Genomic DNA, 17206 nt, shown 5'->3' with positions numbered 1-17206 from the left:
GATCTGAACCGCCGCGGCGGATCACAGGCCGAAGGCACGTCCTACATGGTCCGCGGCGTCGTGTTCGGTCATCGATCCGTCGACCTCGAGCACGGGCAGCCCGAGCCGAGCCGTTTCCGCGCGCACGTGGTCGGTGAACATTTCGTCGCGGCGCAGCAGGTTGCGCCGGGCGCGGGCGGGGTCGCTCGTCCGGCGCGGGATCTCCCAGCCGCGGCCGGCGAAGACGTCGCGACGGAACTGTGGTGACGGCAGCATCCAGATCCCCTGGGCAGGCCGGGCCAGCAGCGGCGCGACCAGGTGCGGCAGCAGGCGGAACCCTTCGGCGACGGTCGGCTCGGGGATGCCCAGCAGGTCGTCGATGATCGCACCGAAACCCTCGCCCCGGAACCAGTGGAACGTGTCGAACATCGTCTCCGGGGTCCGGTGCACCCAGCGCTCGTCCATGCTCATCCCGAGGAACGCCGACAGATACGGCGCGTCGCCGGGCGCGCCGCGCGCCGCGTGCTCGGCCATGGCGTCATCGGTCGAGTACACCCGCAGACCGTGCCGGGCGGCGACAGCGGTCGCGACGGCCGACTTCCCGGCGCCGCTCCCCCCACCGATCCAGTAGACGTGCCGTAGTCGCGACCGGAGATCGGCCGGGTCGTCGAACTGCGTACGCGCACCGGATGTCATCCGATCCATTGTGCGCCCATCCGGCAACACCGGCGGGCCGAATCACACCGCATGCCACAGTCAGCCGGTTCTGCCTGCGATTGCCGGATCGAGCCCTGGATCCATCTCGGGATGCTCATCACCAAGACCTCTTCCGGTCTGTATCGGTGCCCGGAAACCCTGCACTGCCTACACGGGACGGCCGTGCTGGACGGCAGAGTGGCCGAACACTGGCGCAATGTCCCCGGTGAATGTCCTTGGGTGGGGATGAAGGTCACCGGTCAGGCCGTCTGTCCGCTCGGCCACCGGCCCTGGATCAGCTCGCGGCACCTGCGCAGCGCCGTCCACCGCGACCGCGGCGGTGCGATCACCACCATCGGCTGCCCCGGACTGTGCCCCGTCCGCAATGTCACCATCGTGGAGGGACTCGTCGGCGAACACCTGCGTGACAGTCGCACGGTGTGCCCGTGGTCCGGTACGCGGATCGTGTCCAGGGACTTTCCCCCGCCCCTGCTCTTCCGGAGAACCGGATCCGCCGAGCCGCACCCCGGCGGCGACAGGGACTGAGCCTCATACCGCCGTGGATCCGGCGGCGAACTGTCCGGCGTATTCGGCGGTGGGCGGTATCTCGGTGATGACATCGATCAGCACGCCGCTCGGATCCGCGAGGAGGAAATGCCGCTGCCCGAAATCCTCCGAGCGGATATCGAGTTCGGCCCGCAATCCGCCCCGCACTATCAGCCGTTCCCATTCCGCGTCGACATCGTCGACCTCGAAGTTCAGCAGCAGGCCCTGGACCGGTTTGCGGTAGCCGGCGGGGACGGTCGGGTGTGTGGGGTCGAGTAGTGCCAGCTCGTAGTACCGCTCGCCTTCGGTCCGTCGCAGGCTGACGTACCAGTCCGCTTCGAAGATGATCTCGAAACCGAACCAGCGGGTGTAGAAATCGCGCGTCTGCGCGATCCGAGTGGTGCCGATGACCGGGTAGAAGCTGCCGAGTGCCATACCTGCCTCTTTCGCGCCGAATTTCACATACCAACGGTATGCGAACTAGGCTAGGCCGCATACCGTCGGTATGTCAACGGAAGGTTCGCGATGGCCGGATCGCTGCGCGCCCAGCAGCGGGAACAGACCCGCGCAACGCTGCTACACCAGAGCAGGAAGCTTTTTGCCACCAAAGGTTATGCCGCCGTGGGTCTTTCGGAGATCCTGGACCGGGCGGGCGTCACCAAGGGCGCGCTGTACTTCCACTTCGGTTCCAAGGAGGAGCTGGCGGTGGGAGTGTTCGAGGAACAGCTCGCGATCACGCTGCCGCCGCAGTCCAGCAAGCTCCAGGAACTCGTCGACTCCGGTCTGGTGCTGGCCCGCCGGCTGCGGTCAGAACCGCTGGTTCGCGCCAGTGTGGGGCTCGCCCTCGACCAGGGGGCGATGGACCTCGACCGCACTCCGGCCTTCCGGATGTGGATCGACCAGAACGTGCAGATGCTGGCGGAGGCGAAGGCGCAGGGCGAACTGCTGCCGCATGTCGACGTGGCGGAGACGGCGGAGCTGCTGGTCGGCGGCTTCTCGGGGGTGCAGCTGCTGTCACAGCTGCGCTGCCAGCGGCAGGATCTGGAGCGCCGCATCGTCGTGATGTTCGAACACTTCCTGCCGAGCATCGCCGTCCCCGCGGTGCTGGCCCGGCTCGACATCTCGGCGGAGCGGGCCGAGCGGGTGCTGGCGCAGGGCCAGGTGGAGTTGCCCGTGCAGGGGCGGGTGCAGGTCCAGGTGCAGGAGGGGGCCGTGCCCACGCAGGTCTCGACGGGGGCCTAGGACACCCCCTGGGAGCCCGAGTGCTCCGCACGGGTTGTCCACAGCTGTGGAGTTGTCCACAGGGTCTGACGGGTTCCGGCCGTCGGCTGTACGGTCGCACGAGTTGATGTTCGTGCGCGTACGGGGGAGGCGGTCGGAGTGACCGGGGACGGTGCTGGAACCGAGGGCGGGGCGGCGGCGCAGCAGGCGACCCGTCGGCTGCCGCGGGTGCGCGGTTTCGCCGAGTGGCCCGCCGAGGGCTCGCCCAAGGACGAGGGCAAGGCCCTGCGCAAGCGGATCCCGCGCAGCGCGCACGCCACGCTGGATCCGGACCCGTCCCGGCCCGACGCGGTGAGCGCGGTCGAGGAGTCGGGCCGCGGCCGGCTCCCCGAGCTGACGCCGATCCGGGTCGGCCGCATGGCCGCCACCCCGTTCGCGTTCCTGCGCGGCGCCGCGGGCCTCATGGCCCACGACCTGGCGCGCACCCCCATGACCCGGATCCCGGCCCAGATCTGCGGCGACGCCCACGCGGCCAACTTCGGCCTGTACGGCGACGCGCGCGGCGGCCTGGTCATCGATCTGAACGACTTCGACGAGACGGTGCCCGGCCCCTGGGAGTGGGACGTGAAGCGCCTCGCGGCGTCCCTGGTGCTCGCGGGCCGGGAGGCCGGAGCGGACGAGGACAGGTGCCGCAAGGCGGCCTGTGACGCGGTGGGCGCCTACCGCCGCACCATGCGCCTGCTGGCCAGGCTCCCGGTGCTGGACGCGTGGAACGCGATCGCGGACGAGGAGCTCGTCTCCCACACGGACGCCCACGACCTGCTCGGCACGCTGGAGCGGGTCTCCGAGAAGGCCCGCCACAACACCAGCGGCCGTTTCGCGGCCAAGTCGACCCAGGCCACGCAGGACGGCGGGCGCCGCTTCGTCGACGCCCCGCCGGTGCTGCGGCGCGTCCCGGACCAGGAGGCCGCTGCGGTGGCGGCGTCCCTGGAGGAGTACGTCGGCACGCTGCCGGAGGACCGCCTGCCGCTCCTCGCCCGGCACGCGGTGCACGACGTGGCGTTCCGCGTCGTCGGCACCGGCAGTGTCGGCACCCGGTCCTACGTGGTGCTGCTCCTGGACCACCGGGGCGAGCCGCTGGTGCTCCAGGTGAAGGAGGCCCGGGCGTCGGCGCTGGTGCCGCATCTGCTGACGGCCGGTTTCGACGCGCCCGCGCCCGGCCACGAGGGCCGGCGGGTCGTGCTGGGGCAGAAGCGGATGCAGGTCGTCAGCGACATCCTGCTGGGCTGGACGACGGTCGACGGGCGCCCCTTCCAGGTCCGCCAGTTCCGCAACCGCAAGGGCAGCGTCGATCCGGCCGCCCTGGCCGCCGACCAGATAGACGACTACGGCCGGATGACCGGCGCCCTCCTGGCCCGCGCCCACGCCCACAGCGCCGACCCCCGCCTCATCGCCGGCTACTGCGGCAAGAGCGAGGAGCTGGACGAGGCGATGGCCGCGTTCGCCGTCGCCTATGCGGACCGTACGGAGGCGGACCACGCGGACCTGGTGGCGGCGGTGCGGGCGGGGAAGGTCGCGGCGGAGACGGGGGTGTGACCCCCGAGGACCTTCGGGGTCCGACCGTCCGGAGCGCAGGAGCGGTCGGGCCGTGGCCTACGCTGGTCGGGTGACGACCCCGGAAGCTGAGCAGGGTGGTGGCGGCACCGGTGAGGAACGGGTGACGCCCGAAGGTGATGCGGCGCGGCCCGAGGCGCGGCTGGAGCGGGCCGTGCGGGCCGCCGAGCAGGCGCTGATCGAGTACGAGATCGCGGTGGAGACCTTCCGCGTCGAGATCGAGAACTTCTCCCGGCTGCACGAACAGAAGCTCGGTCCGGTGTACGCCCGGCTGGAGGAGCTGGACGCCCGGATCCTGGAGGCCAGAGCCGCCCGCAGCGGCGACGCGGAGGACCGGCGCCGGGCTGAGGAGGCCCGGGCCCGGCTCGCACCCATCCCCGGCGTCGAGGAGCTGCTGCACGGCTGGATGGACGACAGCGGCCTGTTCCCGGAGGCCGTGGCGATGCTCACGGACCAGACGGTCCGGCCGCCGCAGCGGGTCCGCCCCAGCGAGGAGGCCCGCAAGCTCTACCGCGAGCTGGCCCGCAAGGCCCACCCGGACCTGGCGCAGGAGGAGAAGGAACGCGAGCGGCGCGAGGAGTTCATCACCCGGGTGAACGCCGCCTACGCCCGGGGCGACGCGGCGGAGCTGCGCGAGCTCGCCGAGGAGTGGGCCAAGGGGCCCGAGCTGAAGCGGGGCCCGAGCCGCGCCGAGGAGCTCTACGCCCGCCTCGAATGGCTCGCCCAGCGAAAGGAGCTGCTCGCCCTGCTCGCCAAGGAGCTGGAGGAGAGCGCCATAGGCCACATGCTCCAGCTGGCCCCGGACGACCCGGACGGCCTCCTGGACGAGATCGGGCAGCAGCTGCTCACCCAGGTCACCGAGCGGGAGCGGGAGCTGGCCGCGCTGCTCGCCGAGGGCTGAGCCGCGTTCCGGTCGGGCCGGGCGCCGGTTCGGGTAGCGTCGGACGCATGACTTTTGGAGCTGGTGTGCCCACGGTCGAGGTCGCGGACCTCAAGGACGGCGACTTCCTGCTGGACGTCCGGGAGGACGACGAGTGGAAGGCCGGTCACGCCGAAGGGGCGCTGCACATCCCCATCAGCGACTTCGTCGCCCGGTACGGCGAGCTGACCGAGGCGGCCCCCAGGGACGGCCGGGTCCATGTGATCTGCCGCTCCGGAGGGCGTTCCGCCCAGGTCACGATGTACCTGGCCCAGCAGGGCATCGACGCCGTGAACGTCGACGGCGGCATGCAGGTGTGGGAGGCGGCGGGCCGTCCCGTCGTGACGGACGACGGGCAGCCCGGGTTCGTCCTGTAGCGCCTGTATCGCCCTTGGGCGTCGGTCGCCGGCGGGGTCAGGCCAGGGGGTGGGCCGCCAGCAGGTCGCCCAGGGCCTCCTCGTGCGCCGCGGCCGGGCCGAGCGACAGCTCCAGGTGCTTGGCCCAGGCGTGGTACCGGTGCAGGGGGTACTCGACGTCGGCGCCGAACCCGCCGTGCAGATGCTGCGCGGTCTGCACGACTCGGCGTACGCCCTCCGCCGCCCAGATCTTGGCGACGGCGACGTCACCGGCGGCGGGCAGCGCGCCCGGTGCCCCCGAGGCGATCCGCCACGCGGCCTGCCACAGCGTGGCCTCCATCGCGCGCAGATCGATGTAGCGGTCGGCGGCCTGCACGGCGACGGCCTGGAAGGTCGCGATCGGGAAGCCGAACTGCTCGCGCTCGCCCGTGTACTTCCCGGTCATCCGCAGTACGCGCTCCCCGAGCCCGAGCGCCAGCGCACACGTCCCGGTGGCCAGCAGGTCCCGCAGCCACTCCCATGCCCCGTCCGCGTCGATCACGTCCCGGGCGGCGAGCCGCGCCGACTCCAGCCGCAGCTCCCCGAGCCGCTCACCGCTCGTGGAGAACTGCTCGGCGAGGACGGCCCCGTCCTGGTCGCGGGGCACCAGGGCGAGCACGGTCCGGCCCGTTTCCGTGTGCGCGGGGACGACCGTGACGTCCGCGTCGTACGCCCACGGCACCGCCGTCTGCACGCCGTCCAGCACCCACGCCCCGCCGTCGCGCCGTGCGGTGACGGCCAGCTCGGCCGGGTCGTGGCCGGTGCGGCCGTGCGCGGCGACGGTCAGCACGAGCTCGCCCCGGCCCGCCCGGGCCGGCAGGGCGGCCTTCGCCTCCTCGCTGCCGTAGGTCTGGACGGCGGCGGCTGCGGCGCTGTTCTCCAGCAGCGGCACCCTGGCCAGCACGCGGGCCGACTCCCGCAGCACCAGGCACAGCGCGATCGCGTCCAGGCCGGCGCCGCCGTAGCGCGGGTCCTGCAGCAGGCTCAGCAGGCCGGCGTCGGCGAGCCTGGCCCACAGGGCGCGGTCGAAGGTGTCGGCGACGGCGCCCGGGGTGAGGGCCGGGCTGGGGACGGCGTCCGGGGCGATGCCGGCGAACACGCCCTTCGCCGCCTCGGCTGCCGCCTGCTGCTCCTCGGTGAAGGTGAAGTCCACGGTGCCTGTCCTTCCGGCCGGTCCCGTTGAGCTGACGGGCGCAAGATAGAACAGGTTCTAGAAGAAGGGAATGGGTTCCAGAACAAGGGAATGCGTGTGCGGGCGGGCGTCATAGGGTGTCACTCCTGCGGGCAACCGGTCCGAGCGCCGTGTGGTGACGGCCACGGCCGGATCCGGCGCAAGAGGCTGTGCCCGGGTGGGTGGCCTGAGTACCGTGCCCGTGCCGATGTCGCGCAGCGGTGCGCGGGCGGTGCGACGCCCTCGCGACCGGGCGGACGACAGCGACGGACCGGGATCGTGGAACGGGGCGGGATGGACGCGTACGACGGAGGCTCGAACGCCCGGCAGGGGCCGGACGGGCCCCAGGGGCCGACGGCGCCGGGCGGGACTGCCGGGCCGGACGGGCCTGCCGCGCCGGGCGCGCCCACCCCGTCCGTCGGGCTCGCCGAGCCTGATCCGCCCGTCGAGCCGGACCCGCCCGTAGAGCCGGACCCGACCGCCGAGCCGGACCCGGCGCCGGGACCCCGCGCCGGTGTCGCCGCGCTCTCCCTCCGGTACCAGATCGGTGTCGCCCTGGCCCTCGCGGTCGTCGCGATCGGGGCCTGTGCGCATCTCGGGATGACGTTCCTGCATGTCGCGCCGCCGAACACCGTCACCCGGGAGCACGGCAAGGCCGTGGACGACTGGATCTATCCGGAGTTCGAGCAGAACTGGAAGCTCTTCGCGCCGAACCCGCTTCAGCAGAACATCTCGATCCAGGTCCGCGCCGAGGTCCGGGACGGGGAGGGCGGGTCCCTGACCACCGGCTGGTACGACCTGTCCGCCGAGGACGGCCGGGCCATCGACGGCAACCTGCTGCCCAGCCACACCCGGCAGAACGAGCTGCGCCGGGCCTGGGACTTCTTCCTCGCGACGCACGACGGCGAGAACCGCCCGGTGGGTCTTCGCGGCTCGCTCTCCGAGTCGTATCTGCGCCGGATCGTGGTGCTGCGCCTGGACCGCGACGACGCCGTGCGGGCCGCCACCGGGGGCGGGGGTGCCGTCGAGCGCGTGCAGGTCCGCTCCCGCACCAGCAACGTGCCCCCGCCGAAGTGGAGCCGGGAGAAGGTGTCCACGACGGCGGCCTACCGTGAGCTGCCGTGGTGGCGGGTGCCGGCGGACGAGGCCGGGGGTGGCGTGCGGTGAACCGCTTCTTGCTGGCCGTCTCGCGTGGAATCGCCCGGGTCACCGAGGCCGCCCTCGGCCCGTACCAGACCGCGGTGATCCGCATCGGCTTCAGCGCGACGTGGCTGCTCTTCCTGCTGCGCGAGTTCCCCCACCGCCATGAGCTCTACGGCCCCGACGGGCCCTGGAGCTGGGGTCTCGCCGAGCAGCTGATCGGGACCAACAGGGCCTTCACCGCTCTCATGTGGTCGGACGGCGGGATCTGGTTCGAGAGCGTCTACCTGCTCGCGGTCCTCGCCAGTGCCCTGCTGCTGCTGGGCTGGCGCACCCGCACGATGTCGGTGCTGTTCATGGTCGGCGTGCTGTCGCTCCAGAACCGCAGCGTCTTCATGGGCGACGGCGGCGACAACGTGCTGCACCTGATGTCGATCTATCTGGTGTTCACGCGCTGCGCCCAGGTGTGGTCGCTGGACGCCCGGCGGGCCGCGCGCGCCCGGGCGGCACACGCGCGGGGCGAGCGGGTCACGGACCGGACCGGTCCGGTCCTGTGGGGTGTGCTGGGGTTCGTGCTGATCGGGGCGACCCTGGCCGGCCGGATGGAGGGCGACCGGCTGATACCGGCGCTGCTGTGGACGGTGTGGGTGGCGCAGGCCCTGTGGTGGCTGACGGGGCGCCGCGCGAAGGCCGGTGAGCCGCGGATCATGCTCGACGTCGTCACGAACATCGTGCACAACGGCGCCCTGTTCGTGATCATGGCCGAGGCGTGCCTGATCTACGCGACGGCCGGCTGGTACAAGATCCAGGGCTCCCGCTGGCAGGACGGCACCGCGGTCTACTACCCGCTCCACCTGGAGTCCTTCTCGCCCTGGCCCGGGCTCGCCGACCTGCTGACCGCCAGCGGCACGATGGTGATGCTCGTGACCTACGGGACGGTCCTCGTGCAGGTCGCCTTCCCGTTCACGCTGTTCAACCGGCGGGTGAAGAACGTCCTGCTGGCGATCATGATCACCGAGCACGCCGTGATCGCCGTCGTGCTGGGACTGCCGTTCTTCTCGCTGGCGATGATCGCGGCGGACGCGGTGTTCCTGCCGACGGCCTTCCTGCGCCGCCTGGGCGGCCGGGCGGCACGCGCGCGTGACCGGCTGCTGTGGCGCGGCGGACCCGCGCAGGCCCCTGACCGGCAGGCCCACGAGCGCCCCGAGGCGGCGCACGTAGGCTTCGGGACATGACCGACCCCGTCATCGTCTGGCGCCGGCTCGCCGGCGGCACCGTCCTGCTCGACGGCTTCCACGCCCTCAAGCACGCCGTGCGGTTCGGCGCCGAGGTGCCGGTCGCGGTCACCGCCGACCGGGCGGCCACGCTCGCCCTCGCCGACGAGCTGGCCCCGGACGTACGGGACGCGCTGGCCGGGCTGCTGACGGAGGTGCCGCACGAGACGTACGCGTCGTTCGTCCCGCGCCCGCACCCCACTGCCGTGGCCGCCCTGGCCGTGCGGCCCTCGCGCGCGTCCCACCTCGAGAAGCTGGCGCGCACGCCCCGCACGGCCCCCGTCGTCGTCCTCGACAACCCGCGCAACCTGGGCAACGCGGGCGCGGTGATCCGCCTGGCCGCCGGCTTCGGGGCGACGGGCGTGGTGACGACGGGGACGGTCGACCCCTGGCACCCGACGGTCGTCCGCGGCGGGGCCGGGCTGCACTTCGCGACGGCGGTGGAACGGCTGGAGGTGTCCGACCTGCCGCACGGCCCGCTGTTCGCGCTGGACCCGGAGGGTGACGACATCCGGGCCGTGAAACTCCCGGACGACGCCGTCCTCGCCTTCGGCTCCGAACGCACGGGCCTGTCACCGGAACTCCGCGCGCGTGCGGACCACTTCCTGTCCCTGCCGATGCGTCCCCAGGTCAGCAGCTACAACCTGGCGACGAGTGTGGCGATGACGCTTTACCACTGGAGCGCGGCGGCCTTTTAGGGGCGCGGGGAACTGCGCGACAAGCCACAACGGACCGGCAGCCGCGCAATCACCGCACCCCCCGGGCTCCTAGGCTTCCCGCCGCACCTCGATCACCCTGAACCGGTTGGCGACGAACGCCCCGTCACACAGCGCCGCACTCGCCGCCGGGTTACCCCCCGACCCGTGGAAGTCGGAGAACGCGGCCGTCTGGTTCACATACACCCCACCCGTGAGGTTCAGCGACAACTGCGCCGCCTCCTCCAGGCACACCTCCCGCACGGCCTGCTCGACCTCCGGGTCGGTCGTGTACGCCCCGACGGTCATCGCGCCCTTCTCCCGGACGGTCCGCCGCAGCAGCTCCGCCGCGTCCGCCGCCGAGTCGACCGCCACGGCGAAGGAGACCGGCCCGAAGCACTCGCTCATGTACGCGGCCTCCGCGTCCGGCTTGGCCCCGTCCAGCTTCACGATCACCGGCGTACGGACGACCGCACCGGGGAAGTCCGGGTTGGTGATCTCGCGGGAGGCGAGGGCGACTTCGCCCAGCCCCGCCGCGGCATCCAGCCGGGCCTTCACGTCCGGGTTGACGATCGCGCCCAGCAGCGCGTTCGCCCGGGCGTCGTCGCCGAGCAGCCCGTCGACCGCCCTGGCGAGGTCGGCGACCACCTCGTCGTACGACTTGGGGCCCTGGTCCGTGGCGATGCCCTCGCGCGGGAGGAGCAGGTTCTGCGGGGTCGTGCACATCTGGCCGCTGTAGAGGGACAGCGAGAACGCCAGGTTGGAGAGCATGCCCTTGTAGTCGGACGTGGAGTGGACGACGACCGTGTTGACGCCGGCCTTCTCCGTGTAGACCTGGGCCTGGCGGGCGTTGGCCTCCAGCCAGTCGCCGAACGCGGTCGAGCCCGTGTAGTCGATGATCCGGATCTCGGGGCGCAGCGCGAGGGTCTTGGCGATGCCCTCGCCGGGCCGCTCGGCGGCCAGCGCGACCAGGTTCGGGTCGAAGCCGGTCTCCGCGAGCACCTCGCGCGCGACCTGCACCGTGAGGGCGAGGGGCAGCACCGCGCGCGGGTGGGGCTTGACCAGGACCGCGTTGCCGGTGGCGAGGGAGGCGAACAGGCCCGGGTAGCCGTTCCACGTCGGGAAGGTGTTGCAGCCGATGACCAGGCCGATGCCGCGCGGAACGGGCGTGAACTGCTTGGTCATGGCCAGCGGGTCGCGCTTGCCCTGGGGCTTGGTCCACTCCGCCGTGTCGGGCGTGCGCACCTGCTCCACGTAGGCGTACGCCACCGCTTCCAGGCCGCGGTCCTGCGCGTGCGGCCCGCCCGCCTGGAACGCCATCATGAACGCCTGGCCGGAGGTGTGCATGACCGCGTGCGCGAACTGGTGCGTCCGGTCGCTGATGCGCTTGAGGATCTCCAGGCAGACCACCGCGCGCTGCTCCGCGCCCGCGTCCCGCCAGGCCCGCTGGCCGGCCTTCATGGCGGACAGCAGCACGTCGAGGTCCGCGTGCGGGTACGTCACGCCCAGGTCGATGCCGTACGGGGACGTCTCGCCGCCCACCCAGTCGTCCGTGCCCGGCTGGCCGAGGTCGAGGCGGGTGCCGAGCAGGGCGTCGAAGGCGGCCTTGCCCGCGGCCGCGTCCAGGCTGCCGTTCTCCCCGTAGGCCTTGGGGTGCTCGGGGTGCGGGGACCAGTACGCGCGCGTGCGGATCGCTTCCAGCGCCTGGTCGAGGGTGGACCGGTGCCGGGCGATCAGCTCGTGCGCCGAGAGTGCGGCGGTCATGGGTGACCAACTCCTCGTCTCAAGAACTCCTCGTCGAGTTCATGACCTGGGCAGAAACCTGGGCAGGAACACTCGGACAGAGCTAGAGTAACCGAACGATCGGTCGGTTCAAGGGGGTCCGCCGCATCTGTGGAAAACCCCGTGCGGGAGGATCGCGCACATGACAGCACTCGACCTCAGCAGCCCCGTGGCCGTCGTCGGCACCGGCACCATGGGCCAGGGAATCGCCCAGGTCGCGCTGGTCGCGGGCCATCCCGTACGGCTGTACGACGCCCTTCCCGGGCGGGCGGGCGAGGCGGCCGACGCGATCGGGGCCCGTCTGGACCGGCTCGTCGAGAAGGACCGGCTCACCGCCGCCGACCGGGACGCCGCCCGCGCCCGCCTGCTGCCCGCCGGGACGCTCTCCGAGCTGGCGGACTGCTCCCTGGTCGTCGAGGCGGTCCTGGAGCGCCTCGACGTCAAACAGGACCTGTTCCGCGAGCTGGAGGGCATCGTCGACGACGACTGCCTGCTCGCCACCAACACCTCCTCGCTGTCCGTCACCGCCATCGGCGGCGCCCTGCGCGTCCCCGGCCGCTTCGTCGGCCTGCACTTCTTCAACCCCGCGCCGCTGCTGCCGCTGGTCGAGGTCGTCTCCGGGTTCGCCACCGACGTCACCTACGCCACGCGCGCGTACGAGACCGCCCGCGCCTGGGGCAAGACGCCGGTCGCCTGCGCGGACACCCCCGGCTTCATCGTCAACCGCATCGCCCGGCCCTTCTACGCCGAGGCCTTCGCGGTGTACGAGGCGCAGGGCGCCGACCCGGCCACCATCGACGCCGTGCTGCGCGAGTCGGGCGGCTTCCGGATGGGCGCCTTCGAGCTGACCGACCTGATCGGCCAGGACGTCAACGAGTCCGTCACGCGGTCGGTCTGGGAGTCCTTCTTCCAGGACGCGCGCTTCACGCCGTCCCTGGCCCAGCGGCGCCTGGTCGAGTCCGGCCGGCTGGGCCGCAAGACCGGCCACGGCTGGTACGACCACCGGGACGGCGCCGAGCGCCCCGAGCCGGACACCGCCGAGAAACGGCTGCCGCCCGCCTACGTCGTCGCCGAGGGCGACCTGGGCCCCGCCGGTGACCTGCTCGCGCTGATCCGCGAGGCGGGCATCCCGGTCCGCGACGAGGACGACGACAACGGCACCCGCCTGGTGCTGCCGAGCGGCGGCCAGCTCGCCCTCGCCGACGGGCAGACCTCCGTGGAGTTCCGGGACGTCGTCTACTTCGACCTCGCCCTGGACTACCGCAAGGCCACCCGGATCGCCCTGTCCGCCTCCCAGGACACCTCCCCGCAGACCCTCGCCGAGGCCATCGGCCTGTTCCAGGCGCTCGGCAAGCAGGTCAGCGTCATCGGCGACGTCCCCGGCATGATCGTCGCCCGGACGGTCGCGCGGATCATTGACCTGGCGCACGACGCCGTCGCCAAGGGCGTGGCCACCGAGGAGGACATCGACACCGCGATGCGCCTCGGCGTCAACTACCCCCTGGGCCCCTTCGAGTGGAGCCGCCGGCTCGGCCGCTCCTGGGCCTACGCCCTCCTGGACGACCTGCACCTGCGCGACCCCTCGGGGCGTTACGCGCCGTCCCTCGCGCTGTACCGCCACGCCCACGCCTCCGACAAGCGGGAGGGCACCGCCTCATGACCACCGCCAAGCGCGACACCTACACCCCGGACACGCTGCTGTCCGTCGCCGTCCGGGTGTTCAACGAGCGCGGCTACGACGGCACCTCCATGGAGCATCTCTCCAAGGCGGCCGGCATCTCCAAGTCGTCGATCTACCACCACGTCACCGGCAAGGAGGAGCTGCTGCGCCGTGCCGTGAGCCGGGCCCTGGACGGCCTCTTCGGGATCCTCGACGAGGAGCACGCGCGCGTGGGGCGTGCCTCCGACCGGCTGGAGTACGTCGTCCGGCGCATGGTCGAGGTGCTCATAGCCGAACTGCCCTATGTGACCCTGCTGTTGCGCGTGCGCGGCAACACGGACACCGAGCGGTGGGCCCTGGACCGCCGCCGCGACTTCGACCACCGGGTGGCCGACCTGCTCAAGGCCGCCGCCGCGGACGGGGACGTGCGCGGCGACATAGAGGTGCGGCTGGTGACCCGGCTGGTCTTCGGCATGATCAACTCGATCGTCGAGTGGTACCGGCCGGACGGGCGGGGCATGGACGAGCGCGAGGTGGCCGACGCGGTGGTGCAGCTGGCGTTCGGAGGACTTCGCAAGAGCGCCTGAGCTCAGCTCTGGGGCTCCAGGTCCTCCTCCTCGAACACCAGCAGTGTGCGCGTGCTGAGCACCTGCGGGATCGCCTGGAGCCGGGTCAGCACCAGCTCGCGCAGCGCCCGGTTGTCGGACACGTGCACCAGCAGCAGCACGTCGAAATCCCCGCCCACCAGGGCGATGTGCGAGGCGCCGGGCAGTTGTCGGAGCTCCTCGCGCACCGTGCGCCAGGAGTTCTGCACGATCTTCAGGGTGATGTAGGCGGACGTCCCCTGGCCTGCCCGTTCGTGGTTGACGCGGGCGCCGAAGCCGCGGATGACACCGTCCTCGACGAGCCGGTTGATGCGCGCGTAGGCGTTGGCGCGCGAGACGTGGACCCGCTCGGCGACCGACCGTATCGAGGCGCGGCCGTCCGCCTGGAGCATGCGCAGGATGTCCTGGTCGATGGCGTCCAGCGGACGCGGTGGCGGCGGCAGCAGGCCGCTGTCGTCCTGGCTCTCGGCCATTTGTTCAGATGCCACCTGCGCCCGCCTCCCTACCATGGACGTACTGCGTCCATCTCAGGTTGTGGAGAACCGTTTGTCCACAGCCTGAGGCCACCCGTAGCCAAATTGTGCCGACGACCGAACAATCGGTAGGTGAGGCGCATCACAGCCGACGCGCCTGCACGAAGCCGCTCCCACGAGGAGGTGCCGTCATGACGGTCATGGAGCAGCGGGGCGCGTACCGGCCGACCCCGCCGCCCGCCTGGCAGCCCCGCACGGACCCCGCGCCGCTGCTGCCCGACACCGAGCCGTACCGCGTCCTCGGCACCGAGGCGGCCGCGAAGGCCGACCCGGAGCTGCTGAGGACGCTGTACGCGCAGCTCGTCCGGGGGCGTCGCTACAACGCGCAGGCCACCGCGCTCACCAAGCAGGGCCGCCTCGCCGTCTACCCCTCCACCACCGGCCAGGAGGCCTGCGAGATCGCCGCCGCGCTCGTGCTGGAGGAGCAGGACTGGCTCTTCCCCAGCTACCGCGACACCCTCGCCGTCGTGGCCCGCGGCGTGGACCCCGTCGAGGCGCTCACGCTGCTGCGCGGCGACTGGCACACCGGCTACGACCCCTGCGCACACCGGGTCGCCCCCCTGTGCACCCCACTCGCCACCCAGCTGCCGCACGCCGTGGGCCTCGCCCACGCCGCCCGCCTCAAGGGCGACGACGTGGTCGCGCTGGCCATGGTCGGCGACGGCGGCACCAGCGAGGGCGACTTCCACGAGGCGCTGAACTTCGCCGCCGTCTGGCAGGCCCCGGTCGTCTTCCTCGTCCAGAACAACGGCTTCGCGATCTCCGTCCCGCTCGCCAAGCAGACCGCAGCCCCGTCGCTGGCCCACAAGGCCGTCGGCTACGGCATGCCCGGCCGCCTGGTCGACGGCAACGACGCCGCCGCCGTGCACGAGGTGCTGAGCGACGCCGTACGGCACGCGCGCGCGGGCGGCGGACCCACCCTCGTCGAGGCGATCACCTACCGCGTCGACGCCCACACCAACGCCGACGACGCGACCCGCTACCGCGGCGACGCCGAGGTCGAGACCTGGCGCGAACACGACCCGATCCAGCTGCTGGAGCGGGAGCTGACCGCCCGCGGCCTGCTCGACGAGGCCGGAAAGCAGGCCGCGCGGGACGCCGCCGAGGCGATGGCCGCCGACCTGCGCGCGCACATGAACCAGGACCCGGCGCTCGACCCCATGGACCTGTTCGCGCACGTCTACGCCGAGCCCACCCCCCAACTGCGCGAGCAGCAGGACCTGTTGCGGGCCGAGCTGGAGGCCGAGCGCGAGTCGGAGGGGACGCACCGATGACCACCGTCGCCGTCAAGCCGGCCACCATGGCGCAGGCCCTCACGCGCGCGCTGCGCGACGCCATGGCCGCCGACCCCGCCGTGCACGTCATGGGCGAGGACGTCGGCACCCTCGGCGGCGTCTTCCGCGTCACCGACGGACTCGCCAAGGAGTTCGGCGAGGACCGCTGCACGGACACCCCGCTGGCCGAGGCGGGCATCCTCGGCACGGCCGTCGGCATGGCCATGTACGGCCTGCGCCCGGTCGTGGAGATGCAGTTCGACGCGTTCGCCTACCCGGCGTTCGAACAGCTCATCTCGCACGTGTCGCGCATGCGCAACCGCACCCGCGGCACGATGCCGCTCCCGATCACCATCCGCGTCCCCTACGGCGGCGGCATCGGCGGCGTCGAGCACCACAGCGACTCCTCCGAGGCGTACTACATGGCGACTCCGGGGCTCCATGTCGTCACGCCGGCCACCGTCGCCGACGCCTACGGCCTGCTGCGCGCCGCCATCGCCTCCGACGACCCGGTCGTCTTCCTGGAGCCCAAGCGGCTGTACTGGTCGAAGGACTCCTGGAACCCCGAGGAACCGGCGCCCGTTGAACCGATAGGCCGCGCGGTGGTGCGGCGCCCGGGCCGGAGCGCCACGCTCATCACGTACGGGCCGTCCGTACCCGTCTGCATGGAGGCGGCCGAGGCGGCCCGGGCCGAGGGCTGGGACCTCGAAGTCGTCGATCTGCGCTCCCTGGTGCCGTTCGACGACGAGACGGTGTGCGCCTCGGTGCGGCGGACGGGACGCGCGGTCGTCGTCCACGAGTCGGGCTCCTTCGGCGGCCCGGGCGGTGAGATCGCGGCCCGGGTCACGGAGCGCTGCTTCCACCATCTGGAGGCGCCGGTGCTGCGCGTGGCCGGGTTCGACGTCCCGTATCCGCCGCCGATGCTGGAGCGCCACCACCTGCCCGGTGTGGACCGGATCCTGGACGCCGTGGGGCGTCTGCAGTGGGAGGCCGAGAGCTGATGGCACAGGTGCTGGAGTTCAAGCTGCCCGACCTGGGTGAGGGGCTCACCGAGGCGGAGATCGTGCGCTGGCTGGTCGAGGTCGGCGACGTGGTGGCGATCGACCAGCCGGTCGTCGAGGTCGAGACGGCCAAGGCGATGGTCGAGGTGCCCTGCCCCTACGGCGGTGTGGTCACGGCCCGCTTCGGCGAGGAGGGCACGGAGCTGCCCGTCGGGGCGCCGCTGATCACGGTGGCGGTGGGGGAGCGGCCGGCGTCCGGCGCCGGGGCCGTCGAGGAGGCCGGGACCGCCGGGGCCGAGGGTTCCGGGAACGTCCTGGTGGGATACGGCACGTCCGAGGCGCCCGCGCGGCGCCGCAGGGTGCGGCAGCAGACGCCGGTGTCCGGGCCGTCCGCGGCGGGCTCCCGGGCGGTGAGCGGGCAGGGCGACGGCCCGGCGGCGCTGAACGGGCGGGCGGCTGTCCCCGAGACCGAGGACGGCCCCGTCCCCGTGATCTCGCCCCTGGTCCGCCGCCTGGCCCGGCAGAACGGCCTCGACCTGCGGGAGCTGACCGGGTCCGGCCCCGACGGGCTGATCCTGCGGGCGGACGTCGAGTACGCGCTGCGTGCCGCTGCCCGAGCGGGTGCGGCGGCGCGGACGGCGGAGCCGCAGGCCCCCGTGCCGCAGGCGACGGGCACGGCGACCGCACCCCAGCCCACCGCA

18 protein-coding genes are annotated in these 17206 nt (G+C 72.5%); 13 read left to right on the top strand and 5 right to left on the bottom strand.

Annotated elements, in window-relative coordinates:
* Nucleotides 1–21: 21 nt before the first annotated feature.
* Nucleotides 22–675 (bottom strand): hypothetical protein, encoded by a 654-nt coding sequence (locus tag CCL05_RS29705; RefSeq protein ID WP_030525870.1) that lies wholly within the window; start codon nucleotides 673–675, stop codon nucleotides 22–24.
* Between the two features lie 240 nt (nucleotides 676–915).
* Between CCL05_RS29705 and CCL05_RS29700 the strand changes: the two genes are divergently transcribed.
* Nucleotides 916–1221: a hypothetical protein gene (locus tag CCL05_RS29700; RefSeq protein ID WP_143589964.1), complete on the top strand. Its 306-nt coding sequence runs from the start codon at nucleotides 916–918 to the stop codon at nucleotides 1219–1221.
* 3 nt (nucleotides 1222–1224) lie between these two features.
* Here the strand turns inward: CCL05_RS29700 and CCL05_RS29695 are convergent, their stop codons facing one another.
* Nucleotides 1225–1656: a VOC family protein gene (locus CCL05_RS29695; RefSeq protein WP_030522468.1), complete on the bottom strand. Its 432-nt coding sequence runs from the start codon at nucleotides 1654–1656 to the stop codon at nucleotides 1225–1227.
* Between the two features lie 90 nt (nucleotides 1657–1746).
* Here CCL05_RS29695 and CCL05_RS29690 point away from each other — a divergent pair, with 90 nt between their 5' ends.
* The 4 genes from CCL05_RS29690 (at nucleotide 1747) to CCL05_RS29675 (ending at nucleotide 5352) form a co-directional block, all read left to right on the top strand.
* Nucleotides 1747–2463, top strand: coding sequence for a ScbR family autoregulator-binding transcription factor (locus CCL05_RS29690; protein WP_086563744.1), 717 nt, complete (start codon nucleotides 1747–1749; stop codon nucleotides 2461–2463).
* 138 nt (nucleotides 2464–2601) lie between these two features.
* A complete protein-coding gene (locus CCL05_RS29685; RefSeq protein WP_086563742.1) occupies nucleotides 2602–4038 on the top strand; it encodes a DUF2252 domain-containing protein in 1437 nt (478 codons plus the stop codon).
* Nucleotides 4039–4108: 70 nt separating this feature from the next.
* The gene (locus tag CCL05_RS29680; protein WP_208641650.1) at nucleotides 4109–4957 is read left to right on the top strand and encodes a hypothetical protein; all 849 of its coding nucleotides are present in this window, start codon (nucleotides 4109–4111) and stop codon (nucleotides 4955–4957) included.
* A 65-nt stretch (nucleotides 4958–5022) separates the two neighbouring features.
* Nucleotides 5023–5352, top strand: a complete 330-nt coding sequence (locus CCL05_RS29675) for a rhodanese-like domain-containing protein (protein WP_086563741.1) — start codon at nucleotides 5023–5025, stop codon at nucleotides 5350–5352.
* A 37-nt stretch (nucleotides 5353–5389) separates the two neighbouring features.
* Here the strand turns inward: CCL05_RS29675 and CCL05_RS29670 are convergent, their stop codons facing one another.
* Nucleotides 5390–6523: an acyl-CoA dehydrogenase family protein gene (locus CCL05_RS29670; protein WP_086563739.1), complete on the bottom strand. Its 1134-nt coding sequence runs from the start codon at nucleotides 6521–6523 to the stop codon at nucleotides 5390–5392.
* 312 nt (nucleotides 6524–6835) lie between these two features.
* On the opposite strand from CCL05_RS29670, the gene CCL05_RS29665 reads away from it, so the two are divergent.
* Genes CCL05_RS29665 through CCL05_RS29655 form a run of 3 tightly spaced genes read left to right on the top strand, consistent with a single transcriptional unit; the run spans nucleotide 6836 to nucleotide 9653 of the window.
* Nucleotides 6836–7708: a DUF5819 family protein gene (locus tag CCL05_RS29665; RefSeq protein ID WP_086563738.1), complete on the top strand. Its 873-nt coding sequence runs from the start codon at nucleotides 6836–6838 to the stop codon at nucleotides 7706–7708.
* The gene (locus CCL05_RS29660) at nucleotides 7705–8916 is read left to right on the top strand and encodes an HTTM domain-containing protein (RefSeq protein WP_086563748.1); all 1212 of its coding nucleotides are present in this window, start codon (nucleotides 7705–7707) and stop codon (nucleotides 8914–8916) included. Before CCL05_RS29665 ends, CCL05_RS29660 begins: the two co-directional genes overlap by 4 nt.
* Nucleotides 8913–9653 (top strand): TrmH family RNA methyltransferase, encoded by a 741-nt coding sequence (locus CCL05_RS29655; RefSeq protein ID WP_086563736.1) that lies wholly within the window; start codon nucleotides 8913–8915, stop codon nucleotides 9651–9653. Before CCL05_RS29660 ends, CCL05_RS29655 begins: the two co-directional genes overlap by 4 nt.
* A gap of 69 nt (nucleotides 9654–9722) precedes the next feature.
* Here CCL05_RS29655 and paaN read toward each other — a convergent pair whose 3' ends face one another.
* Complete coding sequence (paaN, locus tag CCL05_RS29650) at nucleotides 9723–11414, bottom strand: phenylacetic acid degradation protein PaaN (RefSeq protein WP_086563734.1); 1692 nt, start codon at nucleotides 11412–11414, stop codon at nucleotides 9723–9725.
* A gap of 160 nt (nucleotides 11415–11574) precedes the next feature.
* Between paaN and CCL05_RS29645 the strand changes: the two genes are divergently transcribed.
* Nucleotides 11575–13092: a 3-hydroxyacyl-CoA dehydrogenase gene (locus CCL05_RS29645; protein WP_086563733.1), complete on the top strand. Its 1518-nt coding sequence runs from the start codon at nucleotides 11575–11577 to the stop codon at nucleotides 13090–13092.
* Nucleotides 13089–13679, top strand: coding sequence for a TetR/AcrR family transcriptional regulator (locus tag CCL05_RS29640; protein WP_086563731.1), 591 nt, complete (start codon nucleotides 13089–13091; stop codon nucleotides 13677–13679). The genes CCL05_RS29645 and CCL05_RS29640 overlap by 4 nt, the downstream gene beginning before the upstream one ends.
* Before the next feature lie 2 nt (nucleotides 13680–13681).
* Here CCL05_RS29640 and CCL05_RS29635 read toward each other — a convergent pair whose 3' ends face one another.
* The gene (locus CCL05_RS29635) at nucleotides 13682–14170 is read right to left on the bottom strand and encodes an Lrp/AsnC family transcriptional regulator (protein WP_086563730.1); all 489 of its coding nucleotides are present in this window, start codon (nucleotides 14168–14170) and stop codon (nucleotides 13682–13684) included.
* Nucleotides 14171–14361: 191 nt separating this feature from the next.
* On the opposite strand from CCL05_RS29635, the gene pdhA reads away from it, so the two are divergent.
* From pdhA to CCL05_RS29620, 3 genes are all read left to right on the top strand, one after another.
* A complete protein-coding gene (gene pdhA / locus CCL05_RS29630) occupies nucleotides 14362–15504 on the top strand; it encodes a pyruvate dehydrogenase (acetyl-transferring) E1 component subunit alpha (protein WP_086563727.1) in 1143 nt (380 codons plus the stop codon).
* Entirely contained in the window at nucleotides 15501–16505 is a 1005-nt protein-coding gene (locus CCL05_RS29625) for an alpha-ketoacid dehydrogenase subunit beta (protein ID WP_086563726.1), read from the top strand. The genes pdhA and CCL05_RS29625 overlap by 4 nt, the downstream gene beginning before the upstream one ends.
* Nucleotides 16505–17206: biotin/lipoyl-containing protein (locus CCL05_RS29620; protein WP_208641649.1), on the top strand; the 702-nt coding region annotated here is incomplete at its 3' end. The genes CCL05_RS29625 and CCL05_RS29620, both read left to right, overlap by 1 nt.

Origin of the sequence: Streptomyces africanus (genome assembly GCF_002150735.1) — a bacterium.
GTDB lineage: Bacteria > Actinomycetota > Actinomycetes > Streptomycetales > Streptomycetaceae > Streptomyces > Streptomyces africanus.
The sequence above is the reverse complement of the archived record's forward strand: the minus strand, read 5'-3'. Positions and strand labels throughout refer to the sequence as shown.